Source organism: Tateyamaria sp. LSS28 (genome assembly GCF_059611725.1).
This window is the reverse complement of record NZ_JCAPFI010000002.1, coordinates 505951-531776: the sequence shown is the minus strand read 5'-3', so window position 1 is coordinate 531776 and position 25826 is coordinate 505951. Positions and strand designations below refer to the sequence as shown.

Below are 25826 nucleotides of genomic sequence, written 5' to 3'. Positions count from 1 at the left end.
CAGCACATCGGGTCGGGCCGAAACCACCAGTCCGGAGGGGATTTTATGGGACCGAAGACAATTCTGGTGTGCCTGACCACCCAAGAGCACGCTGCCACCTTGCTGAAAGCGGCCGTGCCGCTGGCCCGCCGCACTGGTGCTCATCTGATCGGCTTACACACGTTGGAAGCGCTTGAAGTATATCCCGGTATTTCCATTCACATACCGGATCAGGTCTTTGCGAATTTTAGCGCCAGCCAGAAGCAGACCGCGGAGGAGATCAAAGAGATTTTCAACGCCCACACCCGGTCCGAAGATTTTGTGAGCGAGTACCGCTTGGTGCGGGCGCATTCCACCACCGCGTCAGAACGTATGATCGAGAGTGCGCGGGCCGCTGATCTGGTGATCATGGCCCACGAAGATAAAGACTTGGACAGGTACGATCAGCGCCGCGCGCAAGAGGCCGTGATCCGCCAAAGCGGAAGGCCGGTGATCGTGGTGCCACTGGGTTATGACGGCCCCGAGATTGGTCACAAGGCTCTTCTTGGATGGAGCGAAACAAGAGAAGCGGGGCGCGCGGCCCATGACATGCTGGATCTTATGGCACCCGGCTCCGAGATCGTCGCGTTGCGCGTCAAGGACCGTGCACAAGACGAGTTGCACGATTCCGATATGCTTGATGTGACCAGCGCGCTGGCTCGCCACGGACACAAGGTTGATCTACGCCATCTTGACCAAGCCGGTCAGGCTATCGCGGATGTGCTGCTTCAATGCGCGTTCGAAGAGGGTGCGGATATTGTTGTGACAGGCGCGTTTGGGCACTCCAACGCCTATGATTTTGTGGTCGGCGCAACCAGCAAGGCGTTGTTACGAAATGCGAAACTGCCAGTTTTGCTGTCGAAGTGAACAACGGCAAAGCATCCAAAAAAACAACAAAAGATGCCATTTGGTCTTATTGCGCATGGTTTGCACTGCACTTGAAATGAAACTGGCTGACTAAGGTTCGTCTGCCGGAAGGAGGCAGGTCTCATGCCCTCACTTTGATAAGCGGCAGCGATACGGCACTCGCCAAACCCTGCCCGGAACGCGAACAACCGCGATTAGATCAGTGCATCTAAATCCAGAAAGCACAGCTTTATCGCACTCCTCGGTAATCTGGATTGCACGCACCAGCATGGAGTTATTTCTAAGCCCCACGAGTCCGTTAAGTCACCAATTTTTTAGAACGGGCTGCATTGCACTTATGACCACAAGGAGGGTGCGAACACATGCTTTATGAGTAAGAGCGGCGTCTTGAGAGGGCCGGTTATCCCGCTTCGAGATCTTGAGCAACGCGGAATTTTGCACAATTCACGAATGGCCGCTTCCGGTCCTAAGACGACATCCAAGGTTGGTTAGCGATGCTGCGTTTGCAGCACGGAAAGCTGCCATTAGCTGCGAACGCAAATTTCGGAACTGATCGAACTCACAAAAGCGGGAGTTAGCTGCCTCTCCCCTACTTGCCCCGATGCACCCCCTCATGCAACCTTGAGGACGGATGAGGATTGTCAATCTCGCCGCTAGGTCCATGGTCAAAGGATCTGCGCGCCGACGTGTTTGGAGAGGAGTTCTTCATGACATCCAAAACCACAGGTCCGACACCACAGGACAAGCTGACGTCGCAGCAGCCGAGCATGCCCAAGGTCAACAAGGTGTTGGCGGAGGATATCAGCGCATCGCTGAAGGCCGGGTTTTCCGACTTTCTGGCACGCCCCGTCATGAGCGGCTTCTTCGGCCTCTTCTATGCGCTGTTCGGGATGCTTCTCGTCTGGTGCCTCGTCTGGCTTGGCAAAATCTGGATGATCATCCCCGCGTTGATCGCCTTTCCGCTGGTCGCACCGTTTGCTTGCGCCGGTCTTTATGAAATGTCGCGCCGGTTGCAGACGGCAGAGCCTTTCGGCTGGTTCAACATCCTCACTGTCATGGCTGATCAACGCAGGCGCGAGATGAGCTGGATGGCCTTTGTCACCCTGTTCGTATTGTGGGTCTGGTTCTACCAGTTCCGGACCGTTCTAGTGATCGTGCTGCAGGACGCGTCTTTCTCGGATCTGGACGGCTTCTTCAACACCGTCTTGTTTACACCGGAGGGCTGGACCTTCCTTGCAATCGGCACATGCGTCGGCGCATGTATGGCAGCTGCCTTGTTCACAGTGACCGTCGTGGCCATGCCATTGCTGCTCGACCGAGATATCGATTTCGTGACTGCCATGATCACGTCTATTCGTGTCGTTAAAGAAAACCCGCTGGTCATGCTCACATGGGCGGCGATTATCACGGTCACCATGCTGTTGTCGCTGGTTCCGGCGTTTCTGGGCCTGATCTTCACCCTGCCCATTCTTGGCCACACCACATGGCATCTCTATCAGCGAGCCGTGTCCCCAGCGGAGGGGCGATCCTCGGTACAATTGGGTTGACATGCTTCCGGCCGCAGAACGCCATTTGCTTTCATTGGCCGAAGTCTTGCGAGGTCCGCTTTGGGCTCGAAGCTGCCCTTAGCTTCGCAATACCCAAACTACCGCATGCGGACAAAACCCTGCGACAGAACATTCCTGCTACAAACGATCCTATCTGCCGGTGGCAAAAACGTCTGAGTTTTAGCTCATTCTGCATCCATCCGGAATCTGGTCCGTGATCTCTAAGAGTACCACTAGGTACTCACAATGCCTTCAGATAGGACATCTCCCCCGATCCAGACGTTACCTCGTTTGACCGCCCGGGCCGTTACTCTTCATTTCCTTTAGGTCATAGCTCTTTGGGAAACGATAATTGGTCTGCTTGTCCAAGCCCAGAACCCTTCGCCAACCGATGACCACGGATCGCGGTTACTTCCAAATCCATCGTTCTGGCCATATTCCACCGCTCGAGTCTTTCTTCAGGCATTGGATCATCAGCAGTCCAGTCGGTCAGCGCCTCAGCTAGGAGCGCGGCATCCCCAAATGCTTTCGAGGTGCCCGCCGCAGTGTGCGGGCGGACTGTTCCAGCGGCGTCGCCAATGAGCAAAGACCGACCATGAACACGCGGCTGCGCGGCTACGTCCTGCACGGGCTGCATGAATATCGCCGATTCATGAACAAGCGCGCGGAACAGGTGTGGCAGGCTCCGGTCAGCCAGTTCGTGCATCACGCGCTTCGTCGTATCCGTGACATCACTGGCCGGAAGAAATGACCTGTAACGTCTACCGGTTTGCCCCGTCACAAAGCGGTCGAGGTCATCGGTGGGCGTGTTCACATACCAAACCCAATTGACGCGGCGCTGGCCTGGCGTAGTCTCGCCATCCGCGCCGGGAACGAGGTAGCAAAGCATCTGCATTCCGGGGTTCATGTACGATGTAAAGCGATCCTTCAGTGCCGCGACCAACTCATCAGGCAGGTCGGACTCCTTTTCGAGACCACGCCATGCAACGTAGCCTGTATAGGCCGACCTCGCCTCATAACCTTGCAGCAGCTGTCTCGTTACGGAGTTCACTCCATCCGCACCGACCAGAAGGTCACTCTGCGCAGCATGATCATTGGCAAACCGCGCAGTGACGTTGACACTGGACTGATCGAGACCGATCAAACGACTGTCCGAATGATAGCAGGCGTCGCCGAGATGAGCGCGCAAACGCTTATAGAGAGTATCCCAGGCCGTCATCAGTTGCGGTGCGGAGTTCACGCTATAGCGACCGTCTAGTGCCAGACCGACCCGTTCGTGCAGTTCGACACAGACTTCGCGTGTTTGAACCCCAATCCGGTTCAACAGGGCATCAACCTCGCGCTGCATCACGACGCCTGCGCCACGGGCCTGCATCTCACCAGCGGAGCGTTCGTAAACTTTGACGTCTGCACCAAGTTGGTCGCGAAGTTCGATCGCGGCCGCGAGACCACCCACGGATCCGCCGATGACTGCGGCTGAAAAGGGCGTCGACATCTAACTACCCCTTTTCGAGATAACGGTGTACGAAGGAAACCGCCATTGCGCCTTCTCCAACCGCCGTTGCCACCCGCTTGACGGACATGTGCCTGACATCGCCCGCTGCGAACGAGCCCGGCACGCTCGTTTCCAGAAAATGCGGCGGGCGGTCGAGTGTCCAGCATTCGGGCGGTTTTCCATCGGTTAGTAGGTCAGGCCCGGTTATGAGGTAGCCGCCTTTGTCTCGAAGTATGGCCGTATCTTTCGCCCAGTCCGTGAAGGGTTGACCTCCAATGGCGACGAAAAGACGGCGAGTATCATGCCAGTCCGCATCGCCGGACTTGCTCGATACCTTTATCTTGGCAAGCCTTTCATCACCATCCAGCCCCGTGATCTCGCTGTCGTAGCGAATATTAACATTTGCGGTCTGCTGAATGCGATCCGAAAGATAGCTCGACATCGACGCGGCGAGCTCGGAACCACGCACAACCATCGTCACCTGTTTGGCATGATCCGCGAGGTGCATGACGGCTTGGCCCGCAGAGTTGCCACCCCCGACAACAAAGACATCCTCGCCAGAGCAGAGAGGCGCCTCGCTGACGCCCGCGCCGTAATAGAGACCTGCGCCTAGAAAGTCGTCTTCCCGGTCAAGGTTGAGACGCCGCCAATCGACGCCGGTGGCACATATGTTGGATCGAGCGATCATCGTTTTGCCATTCGCCAAGTCGGCATGGATGCGTCCGCCCTTGAACACGGCTTTCACACCCTCACGCATAAGCAGAATTTCCACCCCAAACTTGAGTGCTTGTTCTCGAGCCCGCTCGGCCAGTTCGACGCCTGCCAAACCCTTCGGAAAGCCAAGGTAGTTCTCAATACTGGACGTCGTACCAGCCTGGCCACCGACCGTGCTTCGCTCGATCAATACGGTGCTGAGACCCTCAGATGCAGCGTAGACCGCTGCGGAGAGGCCCGCCGGTCCCGCGCCGTAGATCGACAGATCGTATTCAGCAAGACTTGGTTCAACAACGAGACCGAGAGAGTGAGCCAAGTCCTCAACCGAGGGCGTGCTCAACTTGTCCAGACCAGGAATGCACGCGGTCGTTTTCTCGTCTGTTTCGGTCCATTCGTAGTTGATGCCAGAACGTTGGAGAAAATCGCGTAGCGCATGGCCACCCGCATCTTCGTTACGCCCTGTCAGGATGATCGGAGTGTCTTTTCCAGCGATTACTGAGGGAGTTTGGTCAGACATTTCACACCTCATCTAAGGAAAAACTTGGTGCCTTAGCGGCACGTAGCCTTATTAGATGTTAGGGAACCTTATGACGAGTAGGCACCTTTTGGTAACCACTAATTCCCGCTGAGGAGATCATGATGACCAATGATAATGTCGACAATGGCAGCAGCATAAGACTTGATGAAAAGTATCCAGCCCGTCGCGTACTGAACCACATTGGGGATAAGTGGACGCCAATTATTCTGCATTGCCTCGCATCCGGTACAAGACATTTTGGACAGATGCACAGGCGCATCCCCGGCTTGTCCAAGAAAATGCTGACGCAAGTGTTGCGAAGGCTGGAGCGAGACGGGCTGGTTACGCGTCGTGTTTTGGGTGCGGTGCCTCCAAAGACAGACTACGAACTCACATCGCTGGGTCTACAACTACATGAGCCCATCGGGCTCATCTGTCAGTGGGCAATTCAAAATGAAAATGTTCTCGATGCCATCGACAAAACGCGTGCGAAGTAGGCCGAAGATTGAAGTGCTGGTTGCAGGCCTCCGGCGAAATGGGCTCTTTCAGAGCTGATCACGAGAGGCGGCTCTCTGCGAAGTACATCAAGGTCTGCTGCGCGGGACATAGTGTGCTTTCGCTGCGCGTTGTTCGATGTCTGCTCTTTGGTAAAAACCTAGCTTCGATGACTTCCGGTTCAATCACTAAGCGACCGTTGAAAAATCAGGGTCGGATTGCGCGGCTTCGGAGGTAACCCATTGGCGGAATTGTTCAGTCTCGGGTCTGCGTTGCGCCTTACGTAAAGTAACGACGTAGTAGTGTAAGTCCGACGTAACAGTTTCGGTGAAGCATCGCTCTATGCGAGCCCCGGACATGATGCGCTACGCGCTGCCGACACAAATGAGCATTGAGCTAAGATCGGCTTAGCGGACAAAATGACTTTGGCTGCACCCGTGCGAAAGCACTACGAAAGGCGAAATGTCAGTGACTGCCGATGCAAAACTATGCCTCGTAAACGTGTATCGAGGTAAGGGTCTTTACATCTAAATACACGTTAGGAAGGTTGTGCTGCCGAATCTCCTTATGGTTAAATGAAGAGCACTGCGGCGAGGCCATTTTTGTCTATTCTGCCGGCGCAAAGCCAGTGATCAGCTGTCTCAGTCCCACGGCTGCACCGATGAAGATCGCCAAAAATGCCAAAGGCGCGCTGAACGCCAACACCGAAAATGCCGAGATGCCCTGACCGACACTGCATCCAACAGCCAGGATCGCCCCGGGGCCCATGAGCGCGGCGCCCATGATTTGCCGCCGCAACTCGCGTGGGTCTTCACAGGCCTCCCAACGGAAGTGGCCTTTGGAATACGATCCCAAGGCAGCGCCGATCACGACGCCCAACACCGAGCCGACGCTGAACGAAAGCGCATTGCCAGATGCTGTCATGGAATAGAAGATGGTGTCGCCAATGGGCGCTGCAAAGGTGTGGGTTTCAATTGGTTCAGCTTCGAACCCCGTCACGGCCACCCAGTACGTACCGACCCAGCCGGACACGATCGCAATGCCGACCACGCCGCCCCAGAACAGATGGCCCGGCGCTCGGCGCATATCTGCGGACGAGATGGCCCAAGTCAAAAGCGCGCTTCCGACAGCCAGGCCTGTGACCAAGGGTGCGATCCCGAACCCCTCGAACAGTTGCGTAAAACCCTGTGCCGATGAGGCGCCGGTTTCGACCGGGAACAGCATGACCCGCAGGTGGGCGAGGGGACCTGACATTACAAAATACGCAGACAGGCCCATGACCAACACAATGACGAACGACCGCAGGTCGCCACCGCCTAGCCGCGCCAAGGCGCCGTAGCCGCAATTGCCGCTAAGCGCCATGCCATAGCCGAACATCAACCCGCCGATGATGGTACCGGCGGGGTTCCACGCTCGGTCGAGATAGGCTGCTTCAGACGCGTCGAACATGCCTAGCGACATAGCGATATGGGTGCCGATGATTGCAACGCCGATGGCAATAAGCCACATCCGTAGGCGTCGATCATCCGAGCCGTAAAGTACGTCTTCGATAGCACCCAGGGTACAAAAACGGCCAATCCGTGCGGCAAGTCCAAGAACGATGCCCCCGAATAGACCAATCAATGCAACGGCGTTGGCTTCGCCCAGCAATTCCAGCATGTCGGCTTCCTCCCGAAGACCGATCGCTGGCGAAGTGACCGGTCAGTCGTTGTCCCTGCAGAACAGGTCGTAGACGACTTCCATGATTTGCCGGGGCCGGTCATCTGTCAAGCTGTAGTAGATCGCCTTGCCATCACGGCGCGGTTTCACCAACCCTTCCAGCCGCAAGCGGGAAAGCTGCTGTGACACAGCGGCCTGACGCGCCGATAGCAAATCTTCGAGTTCGGTGACCGACTTTTCGCCCGACGCGAGGTGGCACAGGATCATCAGACGTCCTTCGTGGCTGATCGCCTTGAGGAAATTCGACGCGTCCTGCGCGTTGCGCATCATCTTTTCCATATCCTCGGTACACATATTGGCGTCGAAGACGGGCAGGCGCGATGGTGTATCCACCTTGGGGTTCGGTTCGATTGTCATATCAAGCGTCATAGCGTTCTAGCCCGTTTTGTCCAAGGGGATGTCGGCGCGTTCAAACATCATCGTGAGGAGGCTCCAGAAGAAATCTTCGCCCGGATACCCTTCGATCCGACCCACTTCGGTACTGTTATTGATTAGGATGAACGTGGGCGTGAAACGCACCTTTTGAGCGAAGGTGACATCCGGTGTCTCGCTGTGCAGATCGTAGCGTTGAAGGGGGGCTGTCTTTCCCTCTATTGTCTTTGGGTAGATGTGGGAGATTTCCTCGTTCCATCTGGCACACCAGAAACATCCTGCTTCTTCTGCCATAAGCAGATAGGTATCTGCCGCAGCGGGCAGGGGTAGCGTCAGAAGGGCCGTGACCAGCCATTTGCGTATTGTGTGCACGACCCACTCCGATTGACGCCGTTTCATTCTTCATCATAATCTAATTTGTGAATATCTCAAGGCAAGGGGCCGCCGGATCATGTTTGATGTGACATATTTGGGCGCTTTGCTGGCGGGTCTGCTGTCTTTCTTGTCACCCTGCATTCTGCCCATCGTGCCGTTCTACCTGAGCTATCTCGCGGGGGTGGGTATGAACCAGATATCAGCCGAAGCAGAGGTTTCGCCACAAGTGCGACTGCGCGCGTTTCTGGCGGCGTGTTGCTTTGCTTTGGGTGTAATCACCGTGTTCATGGGGCTGGGGGCCACGGCCACTGCCTTCGGTCAGATGGTGCGCGAGTACTTCGATGTGCTGCGTTGGGTCGCGGCGGGGATCATCATTGCGATGGGTCTGCATTTCCTGGGGGTCGTGCGCATTGCGTTTTTGTACCGCCAGTTCAGGGCCGACGCCGGGAACACGTCGAATGTGGGGCTGCTGGGCGCTTTTGTAATTGGTCTCGCCTTTGCTTTTGGCTGGACACCTTGCGTGGGGCCGGTGCTGGCTGCCATTCTGTTCACAGCCGCGGGACAAGAGACAGCCGGACAGGGGGCGAGCCTACTCTTTGTCTACGGCCTCGGCATGACGCTGCCCTTTGTTGTAGCGGCGCTGTTCATAGGACCGTTCATGTCGTGGATGGCGCGGTTTCGTCGTCATCTCGGCCTGATCGAGAGGATGATGGGGGCGCTTCTCATTCTGTTTGGGGTGCTGATTGCCACCAATTCCATCAACTACATCGCCCAATGGATGCTGGAGCACGTGCCGTGGTTCAGCGCCATTGGCTGACATCCAAGGGAGGATACCATGTTTCGACTGATTGCACTGCTGACCGCCCTGTGCCTTGCCATTCCAACGACGGCTGCCGAATTGGGGGATGACGGGCTGCACAAAGCATCGTGGATGCGCGACACGTTCAAGGACCTGACAGAAGATCTGGAAGAGGCGGGTGCAGAGGGCAAACGCCTGATGGTTCTGGTCGAACAGCGCGGCTGCATCTACTGCAAGAAGATGCACGAGGAAGTCTTTGTGATCCCCGAGATCTCGCAATACATCGAGGACAACTTTTTCGTCGTACAGATCAACATGTTTGGCGATGTAGAAGTCACCGACTTTGACGGCACGGTGTTGCCCGAAAAGGATATGGTCAAACGCTGGGGTGCACTGTTTACGCCCAGCATATACTTCTTTCCCGAAGAGGTGGGCGATGATGTAATGGCAACGCAAGCAGCCGTTGCCAACATGCCCGGTGCATTTGGACGCTGGACCACCTTCAACATGCTGAACTGGGTCGTAGAGAAAGGATACGACGGCGATGAGCCGTTCCAGAAGTACCACGCACGGAAGTTCGAGGAACAGAACGGCTGAGCGATGCTGCAAGCGCGAAACAATTGTTGCGCCCAATGCTGCGTTTGCAAACAGATATAAAAATTCATGTAGTTGAATTTGATATTGCTCAATCGTGAATGTGTACGATAGTGTACCCCCAAGAACGGACGGGAATCGTCCAAGGGAGGGCACATGAAATACGGAATTGGACTTGGTCTGGCCGCAGCGCTGACAGCCTCTGTCGTCAGCGCAGAGGCCGTGAAACCCACCGCAGTGGTGTTCGAGGATGGCGCGATTGCCTCATCCTTGAGTGGCACACCGGGTGATGCGGCCAACGGTGCGATCCTGATGAACAAGGGATCGGGCAATTGCATTGCGTGTCATTCAGTCGAGGCGCTGTCGGACCTGCCTTTCCACGGAGAGGTCGGCCCACCACTCGACGGTGCTGCGGACCGTTGGAGCGAGGCAGAACTGCGCGGCATCGTGGCTGACGCAAAGATGATGTTCGACGGCACCGTGATGCCATCGTTCTACAAGACAACGGGATTCACCCGCCTTGGCGATGCCTACACCGGCAAGGCCCATGGTGAAGACGAGGTACAACCCCTTTTGACAGCTCAGGAGATCGAGGACGTCGTTGCGTTCCTTGTGACCCTGAAATTCGAGTAACTCGAGACAACTGGAGCGTTCCATGGAACTGACACGGCGAAAATTGCTTGTATTTGGCTCTGGCGCAGTCGCGCTGTCGAGCCTGACCGGTCTTCCGGCCTTTGCCAGCCTGACGGATGACGCGATTGCGGAACTGACGGGTGGTGCGGACCTTGGCGAAGGTGCCGTAACGATCACGGCGCCAGAAATCGCAGAGAACGGCAACACCGTCCCGATCGAAGTGTCGGCCCCCGGTGCCGTTGCCATCACGCTTTATGCCGACGGCAATCCGGTGCCCAACGTAGCGACCTTCAAATTCGGCCCGCTCAGCGCCTCGCGCAGTGCGTCCACCCGTATCCGCCTGGCCGCAACACAGAATGTCGTTGCCATTGCCGAGATGGAGGATGGGTCGTTCCAGAAGGCATCGGCCAACGTGAAAGTGACCATTGGCGGCTGCGGCGGCTGATCAGACAAGACGAGGAGAAAGAACATGGCATCTGGTGTAAAACCCCGCGTCAAGGTCCCGAAAACCGCATCAGCGGGTGACACGATCACGATCAAAACCTTGATCAGCCACAAGATGGAAAGTGGTCAGCGCAAGGACGATGATGGCAACATCATCCCGCGGTCGATCATCAATCGCTTCACCGCAGACTTCAACGGCCAGAACGTGATTGATGTCGCGTTGGAGCCGGCGATTTCGACTAACCCGTATTTCCAGTTCGAGGCAATTGTTCCGGAATCTGGTGAGTTCAAATTCACCTGGTACGACGACGACGGTGACGTCTACGAGGAAAGCAAGAAGATCGAAGTCTCGTAAGAGGACAGTGATCTCGCCAGGGAGGGAAAAAATGAACTTGAAACCATGGATAGCGGTGGCCGTCATCGGAATGGCCGGAGTTGCGATCGCGCAGGACAATAGCACGCTGTCAATCGACAGCGAGACCTTTGTCACAGAAACCGACGCACCGGCACATTTGGAAAATGTCAGCACGATTTATTCAGGCTGGCGCTTCCGGACACCAGAAACACAAGCGCTTCAGGTCGATGATTTTGACAACCCGGCGATGATATTCGTCGATCAGGGCATCGACCTGTTCAACGCGGTTGACGGGACCGAGGGCAAGTCCTGTGCCTCGTGCCACACGGATGGCGCCGAAGAATTTGCGGGGCTGCATGCCAAGATGCCCAAGGTTGTCGATGGCAAGCTGGTCGTGATGGAAGATCTGATCAATACCCACCGCCAGGACGTGATGGGTGCTGAGCCATGGAAGTGGTCGGGAGCGGACATGCAGGCGATGGTTGCCCTGATCGGTCTGCAGTCGCGTGGAATGCCCATGGACGTGGCCATAGATGGAGACGCAGCACCGTTCTGGGAGAAGGGCAAAGAAATCTACTATACCCGCTATGGTCAGCTTGAGCTGTCCTGCTCCAATTGCCATGAAAACAACTACGGCAACATGATCAGGGCCGACCATCTGAGCCAGGGCCAGATCAACGGCTTTCCGACATACCGCCTCAAACAGGCTAAGCTGATTTCGCGCCACAACCGTTTCCGCGGCTGTATCCGCGATACGCGGGCCGAGACCTTTGCCGAAGGGTCGGAAGAGTTCAAAGCGCTTGAGCTTTATGTGGCAAGCCGTGCCAACGGGCTGGATATCGAAACGCCAGCGGTTCGCCAGTAAACCAGATCAAGGGGCGTGCCTGCGGGTGACGCCCCTTTTTTAGGCGTATTAATTCAAACATACGCATATGTATTAAGGGACACGCATCATGATCTCGCGCAGGGATTTTCTTCAGGTTGGGATGGCGGCGTCTGCGCTGGTTGGAACCTCCGGCTTTGGCAAATGGGCGCGGTTGGCGGCCCAACAGACGCTGACGCAGGATCAGTTGCTGCAGTTCGACACCTTCGGAAACGTCTCGCTGATCCATGTCACGGACATTCATGCGCAGTTGAAACCCATCTATTTCCGCGAACCCTCCGTCAATATCGGAGTGGGCGGCAACAAAGGGGCTGTCCCTCACGTGACCGGTGCGGAGTTCCGAAAGCTGTATGGGATCGACGATGGCTCGCCTTCGCATTACGCGCTGAGTTCGGGTGACTTTTCGTCCTTGGCGCAGGCTTATGGGCGTGTCGGTGGCATCGACCGCGTTGCAACGGTGGTCAAGGCTATTCGTGCCGACCGCCCCGACGCGATCCTGCTGGATGGTGGCGACACGTGGCACGGGTCCTATACCTGCCTCAAGACCCAAGGTCAGGACATGGTCAATGTCATGAATGCGCTGGAGCCCGACGCGATGACGTTCCACTGGGAATTCACGCTGGGTTCCGAGCGGGTGGCCGAGCTCGTTGAGTCCCTTCCCTTCGCGGCGCTCGGCCAGAATATCTTTGACGTTGAGTGGGACGAGCCGACCGAACTGTTCCCGCCCTACAAGATGTTCGAACGCGGCGGCACCAAGATCGCCGTGATCGGTCAGGCGTTCCCCTACATGCCCATCGCGAACCCCGGCTGGATGTTCCCCGAGTACGCCTTTGGTATCAGGGACGAGAACATGCAGGCCATGGTGGACGAGGTGCGCAGCCTTGGTGCGGAATGCGTGGTCGTGCTCAGCCACAATGGCTTCGACGTGGACAAGAAGATGGCAACCGTGGTCACTGGCATCGACGTGATCCTGTCTGGCCACACCCATGACGCCTTGCCCGAACCCGTTTTGTCCGGCAACACATTGATCTTCCCTTCCGGTTCGAATGGCAAGTTCGTTACCCGCATCGACCTCGACATCCGGAACGGTCGGGTGCTGGGCTACAAGTCCAAGCTGATCCCGATTTTCTCCGATGTGATCTCTGCCGACGCTGACATGGCTGCGCTAATCGATGAACAGCGCGCACCATTCGAGGCAGAAATGTCCGAGGTGATCGGGCAGACTGACAGCCTTCTTTACCGGCGTGGCAACTTCAACGGTACGTGGGATGATCTGATCTGCGATGCGCTATTGGCCGAGCGGGATGCTGAGATTGCACTGAGCCCTGGCGTGCGTTGGGGGCCGTCCTTGATACCCGGCGAGGACATCACGCGCGAGGACATCTTCAATGTGACCTCCATGACCTACGGCAAAGCCTATCGCACGGAAATGACCGGCGAATTCCTGAAGGTCGTGCTCGAGGACGTGGCCGATAACATCTTCAACCCCGACCCCTATTACCAGCAAGGCGGCGATATGGTCCGCACTGGTGGGCTTGGCTACCACGTCGACGTCAGCCAACCGCAGGGCAGCCGCATCAGCAACATGACTCTGCTTGGCACGGGCGAACCGATCGATCCCACACGCAGCTACGTGGTGGCGGGTTGGGCCTCGGTCAACGAGGACACAGAGGGGCCACAGATCTGGGACGTGGTGGAAAGCCATATCGCCAAGATAGGCACCGTGACCGTCAATCAGAACAACAACAGCGTCGTCGTGACCGGCGTTTAATCAGGGGAAATCTAGACCATGGATGAGAGCTTCAAACCATCCCGGCGGGCCTTCCTTCGCGGCTCTGCCGCTGCGGCCGCAGGATCGATGGCCGGGGCAGCAGCGGCAAGTGGACCCGATCCGCTGATCACCGAATTGCAGGATTGGGCCAGCTACACGGGCGTCGGCGTGGACGAGACGCCTTATGGCATGCCGATCGGCTTTGAGAGCCACGTGGTGCGCCGCAATGTGGAATGGCTGACCGCCTCGCCCATCTCATCCATCAACTTCACGCCGATCCACGCGCTTGAGGGGACGATCACGCCACAGGGTTGTGCATTTGAACGCCACCACTCGGGTGCGATCGAACTGGCGAAACCTGATTATAGGCTGATGATTAACGGCTTGGTCGATCAGCCGCTGGTCTTCACCTATGACGATTTGGAACGCTTTCCGCGTGAAAACCACGTCTACTTTTGCGAATGCGCCGCCAATACGGGTATGGAATGGGCGGGCGCGCAACTGAACGGCGTACAGTTCACCCACGGTATGATCCACAACATGGAATATACCGGCGTGCCACTGCGGACCCTGCTGAAAGAGGCGGGCGCCGATATGAATCCCGACAAATGGGTGTATGTCGAAGGCGCCGATGCGTCCTCAAACGGGCGGTCCATCCCGATGGAGAAAGCCTTGGACGACGTGCTTGTCGCGTTCAAGGCCAACGGCGAGGCCTTGCGTATGGAGCACGGGTATCCGGTGCGCCTCGTCGTGCCGGGGTGGGAAGGCAATATGTGGGTCAAGTGGCTGCGCCGCATCGAAGTGACTGACATGGCCGTGGAAAGCCGCGAAGAAACCAGCAAGTACACGGATGTGCTAGAGGACGGCACAGCCCGGAAATGGACGTGGGAGATGGATGCAAAATCCGTCATCACCTCGCCCAGCCCACAAATGCCGATCAAACACGGCAAAGGACCTCTGGTCATCTCCGGCCTTGCCTGGTCTGGCCATGGCAAGATTACGCGGGTCGACGTGTCGAAGGATGGTGGCATCACTTGGAGCACCGCCCGTCTGGGCAAGCAGGGCGACACCAAGGCGCTCACTCGCTTCTACCTGGACATGGATTGGGACGGCGCGCCGATGCTGCTGCAGTCCCGCGCCATGGACGAGACGGGCTATGTGCAGCCGACCAAGGAACAGTTGCGCGAACAGCGCGGCGAAAACTCCGTCTACCACAACAACTGTATCCAGACCTGGTACGTGAATGCAGAAGGGATCGCCGAGAATGTCGAAGTCTCCTAATTTCCTCCTTCCCGCGCTTGGGGGCACGGCGCTTGTTCTTGGGGCGGCATTCGGTCTGATGAACCGCGACTACGCTGCCGACAAGATCGACACGCTTGAGACGCGGGTTGAACAAGTATCGGCGCAAGCAAGCAGCGCCGCTGAAAACGCCAAGGCCGAGGCTGCGCGTGCAACTGAGCTGGAACAGAAGGTGGCTGAAATACAAGCTGCGGCCGCCAAGCAAACTGCGGGCGGAACGCTGGCCGAACCCGCACCACGGATTGAAGGACGGTATGGATTGGGTCGCGCGGCCCATCCCGAAGAGATTGCCGCATGGGACGTTGATATTCTGCCTGATGGGCGCGGTTTGCCCGAAGGCAGCGGCGACGTGTGGACCGGCGAAGAAGTTTTTGTCAATTATTGTGCGTCTTGCCACGGAGACTTTGCCGAAGGCGTGGACAACTGGCCCGTTCTTGCCGGTGGCTTTGATACGCTGGCCGACAAGGATCCGGTCAAGACTGTGGGCAGTTATTGGCCGTATCTTTCCACCGTATGGGACTATGTCCATCGTTCCATGCCTTTTGGCGGGGCGGGGACACTGACAAACGATGAGACATACGCCATCGTCGCCTACATCCTTTATTCCAATGACATGGTGGATGATGACTTCGTGCTGAGCCGCGAGACGTTCTTGGACGTCGAGATGCACAATGCAGGTGGCTTCATCGTCGACGACCGTGCAGAGGCGGAATATACCGCCTGGAGCGCCGAGCCTTGCATGGAGAATTGCAAGGACGAGGTGGAAATCACCATGCGATCCGTTTTTCTTGTGGAAACGCCACCCGAGGGTGGATCGAATTCAGTCATGAACCCCGCATCGGTTGAAGACTTGCCATCCTTCACTGCTGCGGGCCCGTCCTTCATCCCCGCGGCTGCGCCAAAACCTGTGGACGCACAGACACCAGAGACAACGGATGTCGCTGCGGCCAGAGATGGTGACGCTCTGCTTAAACACGGCGAAAAAGTATTCCGCAAATGCTCGGCCTGCCACGCCGTGGGGGACGGGGCCCAGAACAAGGTGGGTCCACAGCTGAACGGGGTTATGGGCCGCACAATGGGATCGGTCGAAGGCTTCAAGTATTCAGGCGCGTTTGCCGAGGCAAATGCCGAGGGCAAGGTGTGGACCGCCGAGGAAATGTCTGCCTTCCTGGCCAAACCCAAATCCTACATGAAAGGCACCAAGATGGCCTTTGCGGGTTTGAAAAAGGCCGAGGATCTGGACGCTATCACCGCATATCTCGCGAGTTTTGCGGAGTGATAGGGGTGCGCGCGCTTCAATATCTGCTGCCTTTCGCCCTTGCCGGGCTGATGGCTTTCCCCGCCCAGGCCGAACCAGGCGACGCGGAAGCAGGCGAGAAGGTGTTTCAGCAATGCAAGGGCTGCCATCAAGTGGGCGCCGGGGCCAAACATCGCAGCGGCCCGCATCTGAACAGCCTGTTCGGACGACAAGCGGCAAGTCTGGATGACTTCAAGTATTCCAAAAGCTTCCAGCGCGCAGGCGCGGGTGGTCTGGAATGGCACGCCGAAACACTGGATGTGTTTCTGGAAAATCCACGCGCCATGACCAGTGGCACGCGCATGAGTTTTCGCGGGGTCAAGGACCCGCAGGATCGCGCGCACCTGATCGTGTATCTGCGCCAATTCTCAGACAACCCCGCTGACATCCCCGAGGCGGACCCGACAGCACAGGCAGTGGACCATGACCTTGATCCCGCCATCCTCGCCCTCAAGGGTGACCCGGAATACGGCGCCTATCTGAGCGGTGAGTGCACCACCTGCCACCAGGCAGCCGGCAGCGACGAGGGCATCCCGTCCATCACGCTCTGGCCCGAGGATCAGTTTGTCGTCGCCATGCACGCCTACAAGAAAAAACAGCGCAACCACCCGGTCATGCAGATGATCGCCGGACGGCTGGGAGACGAAGAGATCGCGGCTCTCGCTGCATATTTCAAAGACCTCGAGAACTGAGGCAACCCTAGGGAGGATATAGATATGATTTTCAATAGACGGACGTTCCTTGGAACTTCTGCAGTCGCGGCCGCCAGTCTTGCGGCCCCGATGGTGCGCGCGCAAGGCAAGCCGCGCGTGATCGTGATCGGCGGCGGTGCTGGGGGTGCAACGGCGGCCCGCTATATCGCCAAGGACAGCAAGGGTGCGGTCGATGTGACCCTGATCGAGCCCACGCGCACCTACTACACCTGCTTCTTCTCGAACTTGTATCTGGGCGGCATCAAGGAAATCGACGACCTGGGCCACAGCTATGGCGGTCTGGCCGCGGGCGGCGTGAACGTGGTGCATGATTGGGCCGTGGGTGTGGATCGCGACGCCAAGACGGTCACACTCGCCGGCGGCGGCAGCCTGCCTTACGACAAGCTGATCCTGTCGCCCGGTATCGACTTTGTCGGCGGTGCAGTGGACGGCTGGGATCTGAGCGCACAGAACGCCATGCCCCATGCTTACAAGGGCGGGTCCCAAACCGAATTGTTGAAGGCACAGCTCAAGGCAATGCCTGAGGGCGGTACCTTTGCCATGGTCGCCCCGCCAAACCCCTATCGCTGCCCACCAGGGCCATACGAACGCGTGTCCATGATCGCGCATTACCTCAAGGCCAACAATCCGACGGCCAAGATCATCGTGGCCGACCCAAAGCCGAAATTCTCGAAGATGGCCCTGTTCCAGGAAGGATGGAACAACCACTACGCCGGAATGGTGGACTGGATCGGCGAAGACTTTGGCGGTGGCGAAGTGTCCGTAGACCCCGCAGCGATGACGGTGACCATCGATGGCGAAGAAACCAAGGCGGATGTCTGCAATGTGATCCCTGCGATGAAAGCGGGCCGAATTGCCGAGATCGCAGGTGTCACCGACGGCAACTGGGCGCCCGTCAATGCGGCTGATATGTCGTCCAAGGCCGACCCGGACATCCACGTGCTGGGCGACGCAAGCCAGCAGGGCGACATGCCGAAATCCGGCTTCTCGGCCAACAGCCAGGCCAAGGTTTGCGCCAACGCCGTACGCGGCGCGCTGACAGGGTCCAAGGTGTTCCCGGCCAAATTTTCCAACACGTGCTGGTCGCTCATTGACGCCAATGACGGCGTCAAGGTTGGCGCAACATACGAAGCGACCGCAGAGAAGATCGCAAAGGTGGATGGGTTCATCTCGCAAACCGGCGAAACCTCGGATGTGCGCAAAGCCACTTACGAAGAATCCGAAGGCTGGTACGCAGGCATCACCGCCGACATGTTCGGCGCATCTGTCTGAGATCGTGGCGGGGCCTTGATACTTCTCAAGGTCCCGCCCGCACATCCATGCAATTCTGCGGCATGATCAGGAGGATAAGATGAAACAGATCATTCTTGCCATCACGCTGGGCCTTGCCAGCGCTGCCCATGCCGAAACTGCAATTACGGTGCCCTTCGACGGCAGTTTCGACGACGCGGCCTTTGCCGTGGAAAGCGCAATTGTCGGCAAGGGTCTCGTGATCGACTATGTCAGCCACACCGGCGAGATGCTGAATCGTACGGGCGCGGATGTAGGCAGCGATGTGGAGTTGTTCAAAGAGGCGGATATCTTCATCTTCTGCTCAGCCGTGGTGTCACGAGAGGTGATGGAAACCGATCCGATGAATATCGCGCATTGCCCCTATGGCATCTTCGTGGCCGAGAACGCTGACGGCGTCATGATCGGCTACCGCGAATACCCGCAAGGTGAGATGCAGAAAGTGCAGGCCTTGCTGGCCGACATTGTCGCGGACGCCGTGGAGAACTGATGAACTACACCGATTTTTTCCGGTCCGAACTGGACGCCCTGCGTGACAGCGGCAATTACCGCGACTTTGCAGTGCTTGAACGCCACCGTGGCGCCTTTCCTGCGGCCACCTGCCACAACGGGCCAGGTGAGGTGACGATCTGGTGTTCCAACGACTACCTAGGCATGGGGCAGCACCCCGTTGTGCTGGACGCCATGCACGTAGCGCTTGACCGCACAGGGGCCGGGGCAGGTGGCACGCGCAATATCTCGGGCACAACCCATGACCACGTGTTGCTTGAGGCGGAACTGGCTGATCTGCACGGAAAGGAGGCGGCGCTGCTTTTCACCTCCGGCTACGTGTCAAACTGGGCTGCGTTGGGCACACTCGCGTCGCGTATTCCCGCCTGTATCGTGTTGTCGGACGAATTGAACCATGCCTCCATGATCGAGGGCATCCGCCATAGCCGCGCGCACAAGGTAATCTGGAAGCACAACGATGTTGCTGATCTTGAGGCGAAGTTGGCCGCGCTGCCTGCCAACGCCCCCAAGTTGATCGCGTTCGAGAGCGTCTATTCCATGGACGGGGATATCGCCCCCATTGCCGAAATTTGTGATCTAGCTGATCGCTACAACGCAATGACCTATCTGGACGAGGTGCACGCCGTAGGTCTCTACGGCCCGCGCGGTGGCGGTGTGGCCGAGCGCGAAGGCTTGATGGATCGGTTGACGGTGATCGAAGGGACCTTGGGCAAAGCCTTTGGCATCATGGGCGGGTACATCGCGGCCTCGGCTGAACTGTGCGATTTCGTTCGGTCCTTTGCCAGCGGGTTCATCTTTACCACTGCCTTGCCGCCTGCTGTCGCGGCAGGGGCTGTGGCGTCCATCCGGCATCTGAAACAAAGTACCACCGAGCGTGCAGCCCAACAGGCGCGGGTCGCGCAAGTGCGCGCACGGCTGGATAAGATCGGACTGCCGCACATCGACAATCTAAGTCACATCATCCCGGTGATGGTGGGTGATCCGGTGAAGTGCAAATTCATCTCGGACACGCTGCTCAGAGACCATGGAATCTATATCCAACCCATCAACTATCCAACTGTCCCCGCGGGGACAGAGCGCCTGCGCATCACGCCATCGCCTGTGCACAGCGAAGCGGATGTGGAGCGGTTGGTGGCAGCCCTCGAAGATTTGTGGACCCAGTGTCAGCTTGCGCGGCGTCCGATGGCCGCACAGTAGAAGGGTTCAGGCCGATTGAACCGGTTGAGAGCGTGACGCCATCCAGCGATGCGTGATCATTGCGCCCAGCCACATGCAAAAGACCGCGACCCACGCGGTCAGCGCCATGATGGACCCGCCCGCCATGCCCGCACCGACCGCGCAGCCACCCGCAAGCATGCTGCCAAAGCCCATAAGGACACCGCCAACAAGATAGCGCTCCATCGGGGTGTCTGCATCGAAGCGTTGAACACGCGCCTCACCCTTGATGAGCGCGGCAAGAAGGGCGCCGACGAACACACCCGGGACAAGGCCCAGGCCGAAGCTGGGGATCACGTTAGGGGCAGCAACGAGCGCCATTAGCGTGTCGGTGGAAGGGCCGGTGAAGGTGACAGATTGCACCGCGATCACCTCGAACGATACTTGAGAGATGGCATATGTGGCCGCCCATCCGACACAGACGGCGACGCCGACAAGGGCAGCAGCGGCAAGTTCCGACAAGGGCACGCGGTGCAGGCGGCCAAAGATCACGGCAGCCACGAAGGCCAGCGCCGCCAGGGAGGTCAGTCCAGGCAAACCCATCCCCATCATGGCTGTGATACTGCGGGCAGATCCGCCAGGTATGGTCCACAACAGAGCGAGCGTTTCACGCACCGGCAACAGCGCGCCACCGAGCGCTGCCTGCGCCACGATTGTCACGACAAGCCCCGTCATGATGGCCCGCAGGTTCCCTGTGGCGGATAAAACCAGAAGTCGGCTGACACAGCCGCGGGCAAGGATCATGCCCGCGCCGAACATCAGCCCACCAATGATTGCGCCCGACAGGCTACCTGTAGCTGCCAGTTGGCGGGCATCGCTGGTATCCAGTGTCCCGGTAAGGATCGTGGCCTGTACCGTGACCAATGCGGCAAAGAACGCCACCAACCAGATTGCGAGGCGGGGGCCGGGCGTACCCTCTGCCACCTCGACCGAGGCGGCGCGCAAGCAAAACTTGGAATGCAGGGCCGCAGCCCCAAAGAGAAGTCCGACGAACAGGCCCGCTGCGCACATCACCGCCGGGTCACCGAACCGGTCAATCAGGGATTCCAGCACCGTACGCTCCTGTCTTCGTCCGCCCGTGCTTGATGTGCCAGTATTACCGCGTGCCCGCTTTGACCCATCGCAAATGCGAAGGCCTTATTCGAACTCCATCTGTTCAAAGACGCGGCCAGCGTTCTTGGTCGCCAACTCCTCAAATGTATCAAGATGGGCGTAAGGCGACTGATCGACGTAGTAGGCGTTGGCCAAGTCACCGCCCGCGTCTAAATGCGCTCCGATCTGTTGCCGCAGGTAGACAAGGTAGTCACGCGTGTAGCGGCGGACCTGATCCATGTTGGTGGGGTGGCCGTGGCCGGGGATCACATAGGTGGCGTTCAGCGCCTCGAAGCAGCACTCCCACGTGTCGATCCAGTCGGCCGTCATCGTGTCGGCAAAAATCGGCAGCATCCGTTCGTGGAACGCCATGTCGCCCGCAATCACAAGGCTTTGCTCGGGCAGCCAGACCTGCGTATCACCGGGGCCATGTGCGGGACCCAGGTGCAGCACCTCAATCCTGAAATCGCCTATCTCGATGATCTCCTGATCCTCGAACGTCTGTGTGGGTGGTGCGACAAAGGTGCGCTCGGCCTTGTCGCGGTTGTAGCGTTTCATGCCTTCGAGGATACGGTGCCCGTTTTCCTCGATCTCGTGCGCGGCATCGACATGGGCGAGGATTGGCACGCCTTGTTCGGCCCAGTAGGAATTGCCCAGCATCGCGTGGCCCTGACCATTTTCATCGATGACGAGTTTCACGGGTTGGTCGGTAATCACCTTGATCTCGTCATGCAGCGCCTTGGCCAACAGATAGGCAGCCCCGCCATTGATCACGACAACGCCGTCGCCGGTAACGATGAAGCTGAGGTTGTTGTTGTGGCCGCTGTTCTCGTAGGTCGGCGGGGCTGTGGCCCCGATGGCGGACCAGACATGCGGGATCACCTCCACCGGTTTGGAATAGAGCAAGGAACCGGGGTACTGGTCCGTGATATCCTCGCTGGCACTGGCGGGCAGGGGGATGAGTGCGGCAAAAAGAAACAGCCAGCGCATCATAGGTCGCCCGGCACGAACACGTACCCCTCTTCATCCTTGTCCACGCGGCCCATGCCACCTTGCGGCAGGTGGAAGCCGACGATCTGCATCTGCTCGGATGTGATCCGATCGAACAGAACCTTGCGCGTGGCCGCCGCCATGGCGCCGTCCTGATCCGAACCACTGATCCATTCCGGCTTGCGAAAGGCCACGTGGTGATTGCCGATGGCGTCCCCGATGACCAGCGCGCTGTCAGACCCATTTCGCAGCTCGAAGCTCATGTGACCGGGCGTGTGACCGGGGGTCGACACGGCAGCAATGCCGGGCAGGATCTCTTCCCCGTCGTCAAAAAGCTGCACACTGTCCTCGATCACCTCCATCCGGCGCTTGGCGCCCACGGCAAAAGCGGCGCGCGCGTCGCCGATGGTTTTCACGGTTTCAGGGTCCCACCAATAATCCCACTCGGTCCGGCCCATCATATAAGTGGCGTCGTAGAACAGCGGTTCGTCAAATTCGTCGAGCAGACCCCATATGTGATCAGGGTGAGCGTGGGTGAACACGACATGGGTGATGTCCTCGGGCGTGAGCCCGGCCGCGTCTAAGCTGTCGAGGATAGTGCCCGCAGTTGGCATGAAGTCCGGACCAGAGCCCACATCGAAAAGCACGGTGTTCGTCCCATCGCGGTAAAGTGCAAGGTTGCATTCCGGTGTCAACCGCTCGTCCGAGATACCGTAATCTGTCAGGATCGGGGCCAGTTCGTCCTTGGGCATGGGGTCGAAGATGAAGCTGCCGGGCAGCATAAGGCTGCCGTCGCTGATCGTGGTGAGGGTCGCGGAGCCCAGGGAAGTGTCCGCCCGGGCGAGGCGGGGCGCGATCCCTGCCAGCGGCACCGCGGCGGCAGTTTGCAGAAATGAGCGGCGTGACTGGCGCATTGAATCCCTCCGTTTAATTCTTATATTCGAATATGAATGTATTGAGCAACTGTGACAAGACGCCCGTTGCGCTGGCCGCATCGGAATCGGACCAAAGCGCAAAGATCGTTGGCCGCAAAACTCAAGGATCAGGGAACGATGGGTATTGGCGACTGGACGGAGCGCTTTCAGGGGATGGCGGCCCTGCCGCGCAAGGTGCGCGACCGACTTTTAGACAGCGCGCGCATTGTGCGCCTGCAAGCAGGCAGGACGGTATTTGGCCCTGACAATATCCCAGACAGCCTCATGTTCCTGGTTGATGGCACAATCCGTGTGTCGCAAACGTCCGAAGGTGGCCGAGACATCGTACTTTATCGGGTTGAGGCTGGGGAAAGCTGTGTTCTGACGACCGCCTGCATGTTGGCCGAAGAGGCTTACAACGCCGAGGGCCTAGCAGAGACGGATGTTGTGGCTGTGATCCTTCCGCGCCCCGCCTTTGACCGATTGGTCGCCGAAGAACCCGCATTTCGCAGCTTTGTGTTCGCAGCCTATTCGCGCCGGTTGATTGATCTTTTGCGTGTGGTTGATGATGTCGCCTTTGGCCGCATCGACGTGCGGTTGGCTGAACGGCTGATTGCATTGGCTGGGAACAACACGCAGATTTCCGCGACACACCAACAGCTTGCCAGCGAACTTGGCACAGCACGCGAGGTCATCTCGCGCGTGTTGCAGGACTTTTCCAAACGCGGGCTGATCCAGCAGACGCGCGGACACATCATCTTGAAAGAGCTTGAAGGCCTGCGCGCGATTGCAGACAGCACCTGAACCCCGGAAATCCTTTCCAGTTTGGTGACAATATCACTGAAGTGAGGGAACCAAGCCAGTATCCTGAGAACAGAATGAACGCGCTGGAGGATTTCGCATGACTGTGAACGTTGGAACTGTTGACCGCATTTTTCGCGCTGGCTTGGGCGTTGGTCTTTTGTACATCGCATTTCTGAGCGGTCTGCCGCTCTTTGCGGCGCCCCTGTTCAAATATGGTGCTGCGGCGATCGGCATCGTGATGTTGGCCACATCGACGCTGAAAATGTGCCCGATCTATTCGATCCTCGGGCTCAAGACCTGCCGGGACTGCTGACATGGAGACCGCGTTTACACCCGTCCTGTCTTTTGGCGGCGGGCTTGCCATCGGCCTTGGTACAGTCCTTCTGATGCTGGGGCTTGGGCGCATTTTTGGCGCAACGGGTATCCTGTCAGGTGCCGTGTTCTTCGAGAACCGGGAGGAGCTGTCGTGGCGTCTTGCCCTGATGGTGGGCATGATCCTTGCGCCCGGATTGATCTTTGTCACCACGGGCGAGATGCCCGCGATTAACGTACCCATCAGCCCGGCAATGATCGTTGTGGGCGGTGTCATCGTTGGGCTTGGCGCAAGCCTTGGGTCCGGGTGCACGTCCGGCCACGGGGTCTGCGGTTTGTCGCGCCTGTCCGTCCGGTCGCTGGTGGCCGTTCCGACGTTCATGGCGACGGCTGCCATCACTGTTTTTGTCATTCGCCACGTGTTGGGAGGGTAAGCGATGAAACTCCTGTTCGCCCTAGTCACAGGGATTGTTTTTGGCACCGGAATTGCTATTTCCGGCATGATGGACCCGGCCATGGTTCTTAATTTCTTTGACCTGGTTGGCACGTGGGACCCCAGCCTTGCCTTTGTCATGGGTGGCGCTCTGGTGGTCACCTTCGTTGGTTACCGGCTGGTGTGGCGGCGGGACGCGCCGCTGTTCGGAGGGCGGTTCCAGGTGCCTACAGGCACTGAGATTGACGGGAAACTGGTCGGCGGGTCTGCCCTCTTCGGCATCGGCTGGGGCATCGCGGGGTTCTGCCCTGGCGCGGCCATTCCGGCGCTCGGCACCGGGCGATGGGAGGTTGCGTTGTTCCTGGTGGCGGTGGTTGCTGGGTTCGGCCTGCGCCGACTGCTCGCACCAATCGCGCGGAACAAGGTCGCGCCGTGACGCCCACCAAAACATGCACATCGGAGGACATCGCATGACATCCTATCCCGTAGACATGGATACCACACCACTGGTCGAGGCATTTTTTGACGAATCCACCAACACCATCAGCTACATCGCCAAGGATCCGACCTCGGGTGCCTGCGCCATCATCGACAGCGTCATGGACATCGACTACGCCGCCGGGCGGATCACCTCCGGGCATGCAGACACCATGATCGCGCGCGTCACCGAGATGGGTGGCACGCTGGAGTGGATCATCGAAACCCACGTCCATGCTGATCATCTGAGTGCAGCGCCCTATATCCAGCAGCGGCTGGGCGGCAAGATCGGCGTCGGGTCAAAAATCATGGTGGTGCAGGACACGTTCGGGAAGGTGTTTAACGAAGGCACCGAGTTCCAGCGCGATGGCAGCCAGTTCGATGCACTGTTCGAGGACGGCGATACCTACCGGGTCGGCAACATGCAGGGCTTTGCCATGGCTACGCCGGGCCATACCCCGGCCTGCATGGTGCATGTCATAGGCAACGCCGCCTTCGTGGGTGATACTCTTTTTATGCCCGACGGCGGATCGGCACGTGCGGACTTTCCCGGCGGGGACGCGGGCGAGCTTTTTGATAGCATCCAGAAGGTGTTGGCGCTGCCGGACGACATGCGCCTGTTCATGTGCCACGATTACGGCCCCGGTGGTCGAGACATCGCATGGGAAACGACGGTGGGCGAAGAGAAGGCGCACAACATCCACGTTGGCGGCGGCAAGACAAAGAGGGAATTCATTAAGTTCCGCACCGAACGCGATGCGCAACTGGACATGCCCAAGCTTATTATTCCGTCGCTGCAAGTGAATATGCGCGCAGGCGAGGTGCCGACCGATGCAGATGGCAACCCGATGCTCAAGGTCCCGATCAACGCGTTGTAGCGCC

At 58.3% G+C, this 25826-nt stretch carries 29 protein-coding genes; 21 read left to right on the top strand and 8 right to left on the bottom strand.

The features are described from left to right. Positions 1-45 precede the first annotated feature (45 nt). Positions 46-885 (top strand): universal stress protein, encoded by an 840-nt coding sequence (locus AC53L6_RS07210; RefSeq protein WP_496907342.1) that lies wholly within the window; start codon positions 46-48, stop codon positions 883-885. A gap of 707 nt (positions 886-1592) precedes the next feature. After that, complete coding sequence (locus AC53L6_RS07205; protein ID WP_299773847.1) at positions 1593-2432, top strand: DUF2189 domain-containing protein; 840 nt, start codon at positions 1593-1595, stop codon at positions 2430-2432. A 328-nt stretch (positions 2433-2760) separates the two neighbouring features. Here the strand turns inward: AC53L6_RS07205 and AC53L6_RS07200 are convergent, their stop codons facing one another. Both AC53L6_RS07200 and AC53L6_RS07195 read right to left on the bottom strand, forming a co-directional pair. Beyond that, the gene (locus AC53L6_RS07200; protein WP_496907341.1) at positions 2761-3927 is read right to left on the bottom strand and encodes an FAD binding domain-containing protein; all 1167 of its coding nucleotides are present in this window, start codon (positions 3925-3927) and stop codon (positions 2761-2763) included. Positions 3928-3931: 4 nt separating this feature from the next. Then, positions 3932-5158 (bottom strand): NAD(P)/FAD-dependent oxidoreductase, encoded by a 1227-nt coding sequence (locus AC53L6_RS07195; RefSeq protein WP_496907340.1) that lies wholly within the window; start codon positions 5156-5158, stop codon positions 3932-3934. A gap of 119 nt (positions 5159-5277) precedes the next feature. Between AC53L6_RS07195 and AC53L6_RS07190 the strand changes: the two genes are divergently transcribed. After that, entirely contained in the window at positions 5278-5655 is a 378-nt protein-coding gene (locus tag AC53L6_RS07190; protein ID WP_496907339.1) for a winged helix-turn-helix transcriptional regulator, read from the top strand. 604 nt (positions 5656-6259) lie between these two features. Here the strand turns inward: AC53L6_RS07190 and AC53L6_RS07185 are convergent. Genes AC53L6_RS07185 through AC53L6_RS07175 form a run of 3 tightly spaced genes read right to left on the bottom strand, consistent with a single transcriptional unit; the run spans position 6260 to position 8143 of the window. Beyond that, on the bottom strand, positions 6260-7312 hold the full coding sequence (locus AC53L6_RS07185; protein ID WP_496907338.1) for a YeeE/YedE family protein: 1053 nt from the start codon (positions 7310-7312) through the stop codon (positions 6260-6262). Between the two features lie 42 nt (positions 7313-7354). Further along, positions 7355-7729: an ArsR/SmtB family transcription factor gene (locus AC53L6_RS07180; protein ID WP_299206355.1), complete on the bottom strand. Its 375-nt coding sequence runs from the start codon at positions 7727-7729 to the stop codon at positions 7355-7357. Between the two features lie 18 nt (positions 7730-7747). Continuing rightward, the gene (locus tag AC53L6_RS07175) at positions 7748-8143 is read right to left on the bottom strand and encodes a hypothetical protein (RefSeq protein WP_496907337.1); all 396 of its coding nucleotides are present in this window, start codon (positions 8141-8143) and stop codon (positions 7748-7750) included. Positions 8144-8195: 52 nt separating this feature from the next. Between AC53L6_RS07175 and AC53L6_RS07170 the strand changes: the two genes are divergently transcribed. The 13 genes from AC53L6_RS07170 (at position 8196) to hemA (ending at position 19904) form a co-directional block, all read left to right on the top strand. After that, positions 8196-8936 carry a cytochrome c biogenesis CcdA family protein gene (locus tag AC53L6_RS07170; RefSeq protein ID WP_496907336.1) on the top strand — a complete coding sequence of 247 codons (741 nt, stop codon included), beginning with the start codon at positions 8196-8198 and terminating at the stop codon, positions 8934-8936. Positions 8937-8954: 18 nt separating this feature from the next. Then, a complete protein-coding gene (locus AC53L6_RS07165; protein WP_299206352.1) occupies positions 8955-9515 on the top strand; it encodes a thioredoxin family protein in 561 nt (186 codons plus the stop codon). A 153-nt stretch (positions 9516-9668) separates the two neighbouring features. Continuing rightward, on the top strand, positions 9669-10145 hold the full coding sequence (gene soxX / locus AC53L6_RS07160) for a sulfur oxidation c-type cytochrome SoxX (protein ID WP_496907335.1): 477 nt from the start codon (positions 9669-9671) through the stop codon (positions 10143-10145). Between the two features lie 22 nt (positions 10146-10167). Further along, entirely contained in the window at positions 10168-10590 is a 423-nt protein-coding gene (soxY, locus tag AC53L6_RS07155; RefSeq protein WP_496907334.1) for a thiosulfate oxidation carrier protein SoxY, read from the top strand. A gap of 24 nt (positions 10591-10614) precedes the next feature. Then, positions 10615-10944: a thiosulfate oxidation carrier complex protein SoxZ gene (soxZ, locus tag AC53L6_RS07150; protein ID WP_299206346.1), complete on the top strand. Its 330-nt coding sequence runs from the start codon at positions 10615-10617 to the stop codon at positions 10942-10944. Positions 10945-10975: 31 nt separating this feature from the next. Continuing rightward, positions 10976-11809 (top strand): sulfur oxidation c-type cytochrome SoxA, encoded by an 834-nt coding sequence (soxA, locus tag AC53L6_RS07145; RefSeq protein WP_496907333.1) that lies wholly within the window; start codon positions 10976-10978, stop codon positions 11807-11809. Positions 11810-11897: 88 nt separating this feature from the next. Beyond that, the gene (soxB, locus tag AC53L6_RS07140; RefSeq protein WP_299747655.1) at positions 11898-13598 is read left to right on the top strand and encodes a thiosulfohydrolase SoxB; all 1701 of its coding nucleotides are present in this window, start codon (positions 11898-11900) and stop codon (positions 13596-13598) included. A gap of 18 nt (positions 13599-13616) precedes the next feature. Then, on the top strand, positions 13617-14879 hold the full coding sequence (gene soxC, locus AC53L6_RS07135; protein ID WP_496907332.1) for a sulfite dehydrogenase: 1263 nt from the start codon (positions 13617-13619) through the stop codon (positions 14877-14879). Beyond that, positions 14863-16176, top strand: a complete 1314-nt coding sequence (locus AC53L6_RS07130; protein ID WP_496907331.1) for a c-type cytochrome — start codon at positions 14863-14865, stop codon at positions 16174-16176. The genes soxC and AC53L6_RS07130 overlap by 17 nt, the downstream gene beginning before the upstream one ends. 50 nt (positions 16177-16226) lie before the next feature. Beyond that, a complete protein-coding gene (locus AC53L6_RS07125) occupies positions 16227-16886 on the top strand; it encodes a c-type cytochrome (RefSeq protein ID WP_496907330.1) in 660 nt (219 codons plus the stop codon). A gap of 24 nt (positions 16887-16910) precedes the next feature. Beyond that, complete coding sequence (locus AC53L6_RS07120; protein WP_496907329.1) at positions 16911-18179, top strand: FCSD flavin-binding domain-containing protein; 1269 nt, start codon at positions 16911-16913, stop codon at positions 18177-18179. A 79-nt stretch (positions 18180-18258) separates the two neighbouring features. Then, complete coding sequence (locus tag AC53L6_RS07115) at positions 18259-18687, top strand: DUF302 domain-containing protein (protein ID WP_299605006.1); 429 nt, start codon at positions 18259-18261, stop codon at positions 18685-18687. Continuing rightward, positions 18687-19904, top strand: a complete 1218-nt coding sequence (gene hemA / locus AC53L6_RS07110) for a 5-aminolevulinate synthase (RefSeq protein ID WP_496907328.1) — start codon at positions 18687-18689, stop codon at positions 19902-19904. Before AC53L6_RS07115 ends, hemA begins: the two co-directional genes overlap by 1 nt. A gap of 6 nt (positions 19905-19910) precedes the next feature. On the opposite strand, the gene AC53L6_RS07105 is transcribed toward hemA, so the two are convergent. From AC53L6_RS07105 to AC53L6_RS07095, 3 genes are all read right to left on the bottom strand, one after another. Continuing rightward, complete coding sequence (locus AC53L6_RS07105; RefSeq protein WP_496907327.1) at positions 19911-20975, bottom strand: YeeE/YedE family protein; 1065 nt, start codon at positions 20973-20975, stop codon at positions 19911-19913. Between the two features lie 84 nt (positions 20976-21059). After that, a complete protein-coding gene (locus AC53L6_RS07100; protein ID WP_496907326.1) occupies positions 21060-22004 on the bottom strand; it encodes an MBL fold metallo-hydrolase in 945 nt (314 codons plus the stop codon). Continuing rightward, complete coding sequence (locus tag AC53L6_RS07095; RefSeq protein ID WP_299747674.1) at positions 22004-22918, bottom strand: MBL fold metallo-hydrolase; 915 nt, start codon at positions 22916-22918, stop codon at positions 22004-22006. Before AC53L6_RS07095 ends, AC53L6_RS07100 begins: the two co-directional genes overlap by 1 nt. 138 nt (positions 22919-23056) lie before the next feature. Between AC53L6_RS07095 and AC53L6_RS07090 the strand changes: the two genes are divergently transcribed. The 5 genes from AC53L6_RS07090 (at position 23057) to AC53L6_RS07070 (ending at position 25822) form a co-directional block, all read left to right on the top strand. After that, complete coding sequence (locus tag AC53L6_RS07090; protein WP_299706704.1) at positions 23057-23722, top strand: Crp/Fnr family transcriptional regulator; 666 nt, start codon at positions 23057-23059, stop codon at positions 23720-23722. Between the two features lie 97 nt (positions 23723-23819). After that, on the top strand, positions 23820-24035 hold the full coding sequence (locus tag AC53L6_RS07085) for a YgaP family membrane protein (protein WP_299206328.1): 216 nt from the start codon (positions 23820-23822) through the stop codon (positions 24033-24035). Position 24036: 1 nt separating this feature from the next. Continuing rightward, entirely contained in the window at positions 24037-24468 is a 432-nt protein-coding gene (locus AC53L6_RS07080; RefSeq protein WP_496907325.1) for a YeeE/YedE family protein, read from the top strand. A gap of 3 nt (positions 24469-24471) precedes the next feature. Beyond that, a complete protein-coding gene (locus tag AC53L6_RS07075) occupies positions 24472-24903 on the top strand; it encodes a DUF6691 family protein (RefSeq protein WP_496907324.1) in 432 nt (143 codons plus the stop codon). Positions 24904-24937: 34 nt separating this feature from the next. After that, positions 24938-25822 carry an MBL fold metallo-hydrolase gene (locus AC53L6_RS07070; RefSeq protein WP_496907323.1) on the top strand — a complete coding sequence of 295 codons (885 nt, stop codon included), beginning with the start codon at positions 24938-24940 and terminating at the stop codon, positions 25820-25822. Positions 25823-25826: the final 4 nt, after the last annotated feature.

Coding starts and splice junctions, on each gene's coding strand:
- AC53L6_RS07190 (WP_496907339.1), top strand. CDS start 5,278: ATGATGACCAATGATAATGTCGACAATGGCAGCAGCATAAGACTTGAT.
- AC53L6_RS07200 (WP_496907341.1), bottom strand. CDS start 3,927: ATGTCGACGCCCTTTTCAGCCGCAGTCATCGGCGGATCCGTGGGTGGT.
- soxX (WP_496907335.1), top strand. CDS start 9,669: ATGAAATACGGAATTGGACTTGGTCTGGCCGCAGCGCTGACAGCCTCT.
- AC53L6_RS07195 (WP_496907340.1), bottom strand. CDS start 5,158: ATGTCTGACCAAACTCCCTCAGTAATCGCTGGAAAAGACACTCCGATC.
- AC53L6_RS07205 (WP_299773847.1), top strand. CDS start 1,593: ATGACATCCAAAACCACAGGTCCGACACCACAGGACAAGCTGACGTCG.
- AC53L6_RS07120 (WP_496907329.1), top strand. CDS start 16,911: ATGATTTTCAATAGACGGACGTTCCTTGGAACTTCTGCAGTCGCGGCC.
- AC53L6_RS07100 (WP_496907326.1), bottom strand. CDS start 22,004: ATGCGCTGGCTGTTTCTTTTTGCCGCACTCATCCCCCTGCCCGCCAGT.
- AC53L6_RS07095 (WP_299747674.1), bottom strand. CDS start 22,918: ATGCGCCAGTCACGCCGCTCATTTCTGCAAACTGCCGCCGCGGTGCCG.
- soxY (WP_496907334.1), top strand. CDS start 10,168: ATGGAACTGACACGGCGAAAATTGCTTGTATTTGGCTCTGGCGCAGTC.
- AC53L6_RS07165 (WP_299206352.1), top strand. CDS start 8,955: ATGTTTCGACTGATTGCACTGCTGACCGCCCTGTGCCTTGCCATTCCA.
- soxC (WP_496907332.1), top strand. CDS start 13,617: ATGGATGAGAGCTTCAAACCATCCCGGCGGGCCTTCCTTCGCGGCTCT.
- AC53L6_RS07115 (WP_299605006.1), top strand. CDS start 18,259: ATGAAACAGATCATTCTTGCCATCACGCTGGGCCTTGCCAGCGCTGCC.
- AC53L6_RS07130 (WP_496907331.1), top strand. CDS start 14,863: ATGTCGAAGTCTCCTAATTTCCTCCTTCCCGCGCTTGGGGGCACGGCG.
- AC53L6_RS07125 (WP_496907330.1), top strand. CDS start 16,227: ATGGCTTTCCCCGCCCAGGCCGAACCAGGCGACGCGGAAGCAGGCGAG.
- hemA (WP_496907328.1), top strand. CDS start 18,687: ATGAACTACACCGATTTTTTCCGGTCCGAACTGGACGCCCTGCGTGAC.
- soxZ (WP_299206346.1), top strand. CDS start 10,615: ATGGCATCTGGTGTAAAACCCCGCGTCAAGGTCCCGAAAACCGCATCA.
- AC53L6_RS07080 (WP_496907325.1), top strand. CDS start 24,037: ATGGAGACCGCGTTTACACCCGTCCTGTCTTTTGGCGGCGGGCTTGCC.
- AC53L6_RS07175 (WP_496907337.1), bottom strand. CDS start 8,143: ATGAAACGGCGTCAATCGGAGTGGGTCGTGCACACAATACGCAAATGG.
- AC53L6_RS07185 (WP_496907338.1), bottom strand. CDS start 7,312: ATGCTGGAATTGCTGGGCGAAGCCAACGCCGTTGCATTGATTGGTCTA.
- soxB (WP_299747655.1), top strand. CDS start 11,898: ATGATCTCGCGCAGGGATTTTCTTCAGGTTGGGATGGCGGCGTCTGCG.
- soxA (WP_496907333.1), top strand. CDS start 10,976: ATGAACTTGAAACCATGGATAGCGGTGGCCGTCATCGGAATGGCCGGA.
- AC53L6_RS07210 (WP_496907342.1), top strand. CDS start 46: ATGGGACCGAAGACAATTCTGGTGTGCCTGACCACCCAAGAGCACGCT.
- AC53L6_RS07170 (WP_496907336.1), top strand. CDS start 8,196: ATGTTTGATGTGACATATTTGGGCGCTTTGCTGGCGGGTCTGCTGTCT.
- AC53L6_RS07180 (WP_299206355.1), bottom strand. CDS start 7,729: ATGACAATCGAACCGAACCCCAAGGTGGATACACCATCGCGCCTGCCC.
- AC53L6_RS07085 (WP_299206328.1), top strand. CDS start 23,820: ATGACTGTGAACGTTGGAACTGTTGACCGCATTTTTCGCGCTGGCTTG.
- AC53L6_RS07075 (WP_496907324.1), top strand. CDS start 24,472: ATGAAACTCCTGTTCGCCCTAGTCACAGGGATTGTTTTTGGCACCGGA.
- AC53L6_RS07090 (WP_299706704.1), top strand. CDS start 23,057: ATGGGTATTGGCGACTGGACGGAGCGCTTTCAGGGGATGGCGGCCCTG.
- AC53L6_RS07070 (WP_496907323.1), top strand. CDS start 24,938: ATGACATCCTATCCCGTAGACATGGATACCACACCACTGGTCGAGGCA.